7 protein-coding genes are annotated in these 5890 nt (G+C 68.8%); 6 read left to right on the top strand and 1 reads right to left on the bottom strand.

The window, feature by feature from the left end; translation table 11 throughout:
* The first annotated feature begins 129 nt into the window (after nucleotides 1-129).
* The 6 genes from HC022_RS17565 (at nucleotide 130) to HC022_RS17540 (ending at nucleotide 4858) form a co-directional block, all read left to right on the top strand.
* Nucleotides 130-822: a DUF4386 domain-containing protein gene (locus tag HC022_RS17565; RefSeq protein ID WP_167453296.1), complete on the top strand. Its 693-nt coding sequence runs from the start codon at nucleotides 130-132 to the stop codon at nucleotides 820-822.
* A 98-nt stretch (nucleotides 823-920) separates the two neighbouring features.
* Nucleotides 921-1832, top strand: a complete 912-nt coding sequence (locus HC022_RS17560; protein ID WP_008883410.1) for a sulfite exporter TauE/SafE family protein — start codon at nucleotides 921-923, stop codon at nucleotides 1830-1832.
* Entirely contained in the window at nucleotides 1832-2521 is a 690-nt protein-coding gene (locus tag HC022_RS17555; RefSeq protein ID WP_167453295.1) for a TIGR02186 family protein, read from the top strand. Before HC022_RS17560 ends, HC022_RS17555 begins: the two co-directional genes overlap by 1 nt.
* The gene (locus HC022_RS17550) at nucleotides 2518-2955 is read left to right on the top strand and encodes a thioesterase family protein (RefSeq protein WP_167453294.1); all 438 of its coding nucleotides are present in this window, start codon (nucleotides 2518-2520) and stop codon (nucleotides 2953-2955) included. The genes HC022_RS17555 and HC022_RS17550 overlap by 4 nt, the downstream gene beginning before the upstream one ends.
* Nucleotides 2956-3147: 192 nt before the next feature.
* Nucleotides 3148-4299, top strand: coding sequence for a hydantoinase/carbamoylase family amidase (locus HC022_RS17545; RefSeq protein WP_167453293.1), 1152 nt, complete (start codon nucleotides 3148-3150; stop codon nucleotides 4297-4299).
* Nucleotides 4300-4411: 112 nt separating this feature from the next.
* Complete coding sequence (locus HC022_RS17540) at nucleotides 4412-4858, top strand: DUF2383 domain-containing protein (protein WP_167453292.1); 447 nt, start codon at nucleotides 4412-4414, stop codon at nucleotides 4856-4858.
* A 26-nt stretch (nucleotides 4859-4884) separates the two neighbouring features.
* Here the strand turns inward: HC022_RS17540 and aqpZ are convergent, their stop codons facing one another.
* Nucleotides 4885-5616, bottom strand: a complete 732-nt coding sequence (gene aqpZ, locus HC022_RS17535) for an aquaporin Z (protein ID WP_040383639.1) — start codon at nucleotides 5614-5616, stop codon at nucleotides 4885-4887.
* Nucleotides 5617-5890: the final 274 nt, after the last annotated feature.

The following is a 5890-nucleotide window of genomic DNA, read 5'->3' as shown; positions in this document are numbered from 1 at the left end:
CTGAGCCGGGCCCGGGCAGGGGACGCCCTGCAATCCGGACCAGAAGAATCTGGGCCTGAAAACGGTACTCAGGGACGGCAAAACCCCCTAGTCTCGGGGCACCCTCCAAGCCGCCGGAGCCGCGCCCCGATGTTCGACGCCCGTCCTGCCAGCTCCGCCCGTAGCCGCCCGTTCGGCGCCGCCCGCGCCGCAGGCGTGCTCTATCTCGGCATCATCGCACTTGGCCTCACCAGCGAGCTTGCCTTTCGCGGGGCGCTGGTGGTGCCGGGGAACGCGGCCGAGACGGCGGCGCGGATCCTCGCGGCGCCGGAGCTTCTACGGGCGAGCCTCGCTGCGGACACCGTCATGGCGCTCGCCGACGTGGCGCTGGCGGTGCTGCTCTACCAGCTCCTGCGCCCGGTCAGCGCGCCGGTGGCGCTGGCGGCGATGGTCTTCCGTCTGGTGCAGGCCGGGCTGATCGCCGCGTCGCTGCTGTTCCAGGCGGGGGCGCTGCTGACGCTCGAGATGCAGGGCGAGGCAGGGGCCGCGACGGCGCAGCTTGCCATGGCGCTGCAGGCGCACGGCTACGACCTCGGGCTGGTGTTCTTCGGGGTGAACTGCCTGCTCACCGGCTGGCTGCTGGCGCGCGCCGGGGCACGACCGGCGCTCTTGGGCTGGCTGATCGCGGCGTCGGGGCTGGTCTACATCGCGGGCAGCGCGCTGCGCTTCCTCGCGCCCGAGCTCGGCGCCGCCTTCGCGCCCGCCTACCTGCTGCCGATACTGGCCGAGAGCGGCTTCTGCCTCTGGCTGCTGCTGCGCGCGCCCGGCCTTCGCGCGCGCTGACGGTCGCGCCGGAGCAGGGTGGCGAAACTGCTGCAGGCGCGAAGACAAAGCGTCTTCCGCCGCTTGCCAAATTATCGCCGCGCTCGCAAAGTCGCGCCATGCAGATCTACCTCCCCATCGCCGAGGTCTCGGTCAACATCTTCCTGCTCTTCGGCCTTGGCGGGCTGGTGGGAATTCTCTCGGGCATGTTCGGCGTGGGAGGCGGCTTCCTGATCACGCCGCTGCTGTTCTTCATGGGCATCCCGCCCGCGGTGGCGGTTGCCACCGGCGCCAACCAGATCGTCGCCAGCTCGGTCTCGGGGGTGCTCGCACATCTCAAGCGACGGACGGTTGACCTGCGCATGGGCACGGTGCTGCTCTGCGGCGGTCTCGTGGGGGCGGCTCTGGGGATCTGGATCTTCAACCTTCTCAAGCAATTGGGTCAGGTCGACCTGCTGGTGCGGCTCTGCTACGTCGTCTTCCTCGGCATCATCGGCGGACTGATGTTCATCGAGAGCCTCAACGCCCTGCGCCGCTCGAAGAAGGGCGCGGTGCCCAAGCGCCGCCATCACGGCTGGGTCCACGGGCTGCCCTTCAAGATGCGCTTCCGCACCTCGGGCCTTTATATCTCGGCGATTCCGCCGCTGCTGGTCGGGGTCTCTGTCGGTGTGCTCTCGGCCATCATGGGCGTGGGCGGCGGCTTCATCATGGTGCCCGCGATGATCTATCTGCTGGGGATGCCCACCAAGGTCGTGGTCGGCACCTCGCTTTTCCAGATCATCTTCGTCACCGCCTTCACCACCATGGCCCACGCCATCACCAGCCAGACGGTCGACGTGCTGCTGGCGCTGGTGTTGCTGATCGGCGGTGTCATCGGGGCGCAGTTCGGCACCGCCATCGGCACGAGGCTCAAGGCCGAACAGCTGCGCATCGCGCTGGCCTCGCTGGTGCTGCTGGTCTGCTTCAAGCTGGCGCTGGACCTGTTCCTGACCCCGGCCGACCTCTACGAACTCGGGACGGGGGGCGAATGATGCGGGCGCTGCTTCTCCTTCTGCTGTCGCTGGTCGCGCTGCCGCTCCGGGCCGAGGAAGTGGTCATGGGGCTCAGCAAGGACAGCGTGAACATAACCGCCGATTTCGACGGCTCTGAGATCCTGATCTTCGGTGCCGTCAAGCGCGAGGCCCCGATCCGCTCGGACCCGCCGCTGCAGGTGATTGTCACCGTCGCGGGGCCGGTCACCCCGGCCACCGTCTGGCGCAAGGAACGAAGGCTCGGCATCTGGGTCAACACCGACGCGGTCGAGGATCTGCGCCACCGGGTCTCGGTCGCGCGCGCCATCCGCTCGGTGGGGGCGCCGATGAGCATCGAGGATTCGCAGAGCTTCACCGACGCGCTGATCCGCCTGCGCGAAAGCAAGGGGCTTTACCAGCAGCGCCCGAACACCGTCGAGCTGCGCGAAAGCACGCTCTTCGACACCGCGATCTCGATGCCGGCCAACATCGTCGAGGGCGAGTACACCACCCGCGTCTACCTGACCCGCGGCGGCCGCGTCGTCTCGCAGCACGCCTCGGTGATCCAGGTCGGCAAGGTCGGGCTCGAGCGCTGGCTCTACAACCTTTCGCGCAACCAGCCGCCGCTCTACGGCCTGCTGTCGCTGGTGATTGCCATCGCCGCGGGCTGGGGCGCCTCGGCCGCCTTCAGGGCGCTGAAATCCGGATGACACGCAGACCCCCGCAACCCCGCTCCGCCTACCATGCCTTCCGCGAGATCCAGACCCGCTGGAAGGACAACGACACCTACGGTCACATCAACAACGTTACCTACCTGTCCTATTTCGACACGGTGGTGAGCCTCTGGCAGATCGAGCAGGGGATGGAGATCGCGCAGGAGGGCGGCCTGCGCTTCCTCGTGGTCGAGAGCGGCGCCACCTACCACGCCGAGGCGCGCTTTCCCGACGTGCTGCACGCGGGCATTCGGGTCGGCAAGCTGGGCACGAGCTCGGTGCGCTTCGAGATCGGCATCTTCCGCAACGACGAGGACATCGCCTGCGTGGAGGGGTTCTTCGTCCACGTGGCCGTGGATCCCGACACCCGGCCGACGCCGATCCCCGACACGGCGCGGGCGCGGCTCGAGGCGATCATGGTGAAGGGCTGAGGCGGACTTCGCGCCCGCCTGATGGGCTCATGGTGCCGGAGTTGAGACAATCCCTCGCGCCTGCCCGCTGGGATCATGGCGCGGGCCTGAGGCAGGCCCTCGCGGCCCTCCATTTCGGTGGCGCTGAATTTCTCATGATAAATTGACATCGCTCCGACCCGGGCGCAGGCTTGCGGTCAAAGGAGTGCGCCCATGCTGCCCGTCGATCCCGACCGTTTCCTCAAGGACCTGCACGCCCTGCGCCGCTTCGGGGCCTCTGGCGTCGGCAAGGGGGTGTCGCGCCCGGGCTTCTCGGATCCCGACATCGCCGCGCGCGACTGGCTGGCGATGCGCATGTCCGAGGCCGGGCTCAAGCCGCACTACGACCCGGTGGGTTCGCTCTTCGGGCTCGCCGGGGGCCGCTCGCTGCTGATGGGCTCGCATTCCGACAGCCAGCCCGAGGGCGGCTGGCTCGACGGCGCGCTCGGGGTGATCGCGGCGCTCGAGATATCCCGCGCGGCGCGCGCCGCGGGCGGGCCGCCGGTCTCGGTGGTGTCCTTCGAGGACGAGGAGGGGCGTTTTGGCGTCACCACCGGCAGTTCGGTCTGGGCCGGCAACCAGACGCTCGAGGGCGCCGACGCGCTGCACGATGCCGGGGGCCTGAGCTTTGCCGAGGCCCGCGCTCGCTTCGGCGTGCGGCGCGGCGATTTCGTCGATCCCGGGCGGTTCAGCGGCTACATCGAGATGCACATCGAACAGGGGCCGGTGCTCGACAGCAGCGGCGAGAAGCTGGGGGTGGTCGATGCCATCGTCGGCATCCGCGACATGCACCTGCGCCGCGACGCGTTCCAGGCGCTTGCGGCCTTCAACGCGCGCATCGCCGAGCGCTTCGCCAACGTGGTGACGCCGCAGACCGTCTGGACCATCGGCCACGTGGCGGTGCACCCCAACGCGGCCTCCATCGTACCCGGTCGGGTGCGCTTCTCGATGCAGTGGCGCGACGGTGATGCCGACCGGCTGGCGCGGATGGAAGAGATCATCCGCACCGCCGCCGCCGAGACCGCGCAGGAGATGGGGATGGAGCCGGGCTTTGGCCCGATGCTGGGGCTCGACCCGGTGGCGATGGACCCCGGCCTGCGCGGCGCGCTCGAACGGGCCGCGAGCGACGAGGCGCCCGACCGCTGGCGCGTGATGCCCTCGGGCGCGCTGCACGATGCCACCAACGTGGCGCGGCTGATGCCGGTCTCGATGCTCTTCGTGCCCTCGATCGGCGGCATCAGTCACGATTTCGCCGAGGACACCGACGAGGCCGACCTCGTGACAGGGCTCAACACGCTGGCGCGCGCGGTGGCGGCGCTGGGGTAGGGGCCACGGGGGCCACCGGATAAACCCTCGGCACCCCGGCGGGAACCCCTCGCCGCATTGCGGCGTTGGTGCGTGACGCCCCGGTCGGGGACAGCAGTCGAGGACAGACGCCATGAACGATGTTCAGCCGATCAATGCCACCGAGGACCAGCTCGTGACCCTGCAGGACCTGTTGTCCCGCAGCGTCGAGACCCATGCCTGGTTCGAGGAAATGACCGAAAAGGCCGAACCCGATTTCCGCCACATCGCGCTCAAGTTCCGGGGATTGCACCTCGAACAGTGCGACCGCATCGCCGCAACCATCACCGCGCTGGGCGGCGAGCCCGACCGCTCGGGCGGGCTGCGGGCGGCGGTGAACCGCACCTCGGTGTCGCTGCGCTCGATGTTCGAGGACATCGACGGCGACATGATGACCGCCATCGAGGACGCTGAGGCGCAAGTGCTCGCCGATTTCGACGCGGCGCTGAGCATTCTCGGCCCGTCGCGTTACCGCGACGAGCTCGAGCAGATGAAGGGCGAGCTGGTCAAGCTGCTGTCGGAAGAGCCCGAAGCCCCCTGAGAAGCCCCCTGACCGGCCGGGGGGGGTCAGCTGCTGGGAACACCGCCCTCGACGCTGCCCGTCGGCGTCGGGCTGAGCCAGCGGTACAGCACCCCGCCAAGCGCGCCGCCCATGAGCGGTGCCAGCCAGAACAGCCAGAGCTGCGACAGCGCCCAGCCGCCCACGAAAAGCGCGGGCCCGGTGCTGCGCGCCGGGTTCACCGAGGTATTGGTGACCGGGATGCTGATCAGGTGGATCAGCGTCAGCGCCAGCCCGATGGCCAGAGGCGCGAAGCCCACCGGCGCCTGCCCGTGTGTCGTGCCCATGATGATGAAGAGGAACATCATGGTGAGCACCAGTTCGGCCACGAAGGCCGACATCAGCGAATAGCCTCCCGGACTGTGGGCGCCGTAGCCGTTGGCGGCAAAGCCCGAGGCGGCCGCGTCGAAGTCTGGCACGCCGCTGGCGATCACGTAGAGCACCGCCGCCCCGAGCCCCGCGCCCAGCACCTGCGCGATGATGTAGGGCAGCACGTCCGACATCGGGAACCGCCCGCCGACCGCCAGCCCCACGGTCACCGCCGGGTTGAGGTGGCAGCCCGAGACGTGGCCGATGGCATAGGCCATGGTGAGCACCGTCAAACCGAAGGCGAGCGAGACGCCGAGGAGGCCTATTCCCACCTCGGGGAAGGCCGAGGACAGCACCGCCGCGCCGCAGCCGCCGAAGGTCAGCCAGAAGGTGCCGATGAACTCGGCGGCGTATTTTCCGGAATGTTCCATGAAATACCTCTTGCGAGAGTCTATTTTCTGAAATTCAAGCACAGGTATAGTGCCACCGCCTGCCGCTCGCACAAAGCGAAATTGCGTGTGCGAGCGGCAGGCGACGACCAGGCGGCGGGCAGGCGCGATGTGTCTTCGGGGCACCCCGAAATGGCAAAAGGCCCCGGGTTGTCAGGCCCCGTGACCCGGGACGTTTCCTAACAGGGTGCTGAGATAGTCGGGCCTCGACGCCGGTTGCGGAACATGATTCATCTGCCGCGGATCAACGGCGGAG

The sequence above is a fragment of the Salipiger sp. HF18 genome, from assembly GCF_011806505.1.
GTDB lineage: Bacteria > Pseudomonadota > Alphaproteobacteria > Rhodobacterales > Rhodobacteraceae > Salipiger > Salipiger thiooxidans.
This window is presented reverse-complemented; position numbering and strand designations above follow the sequence as displayed.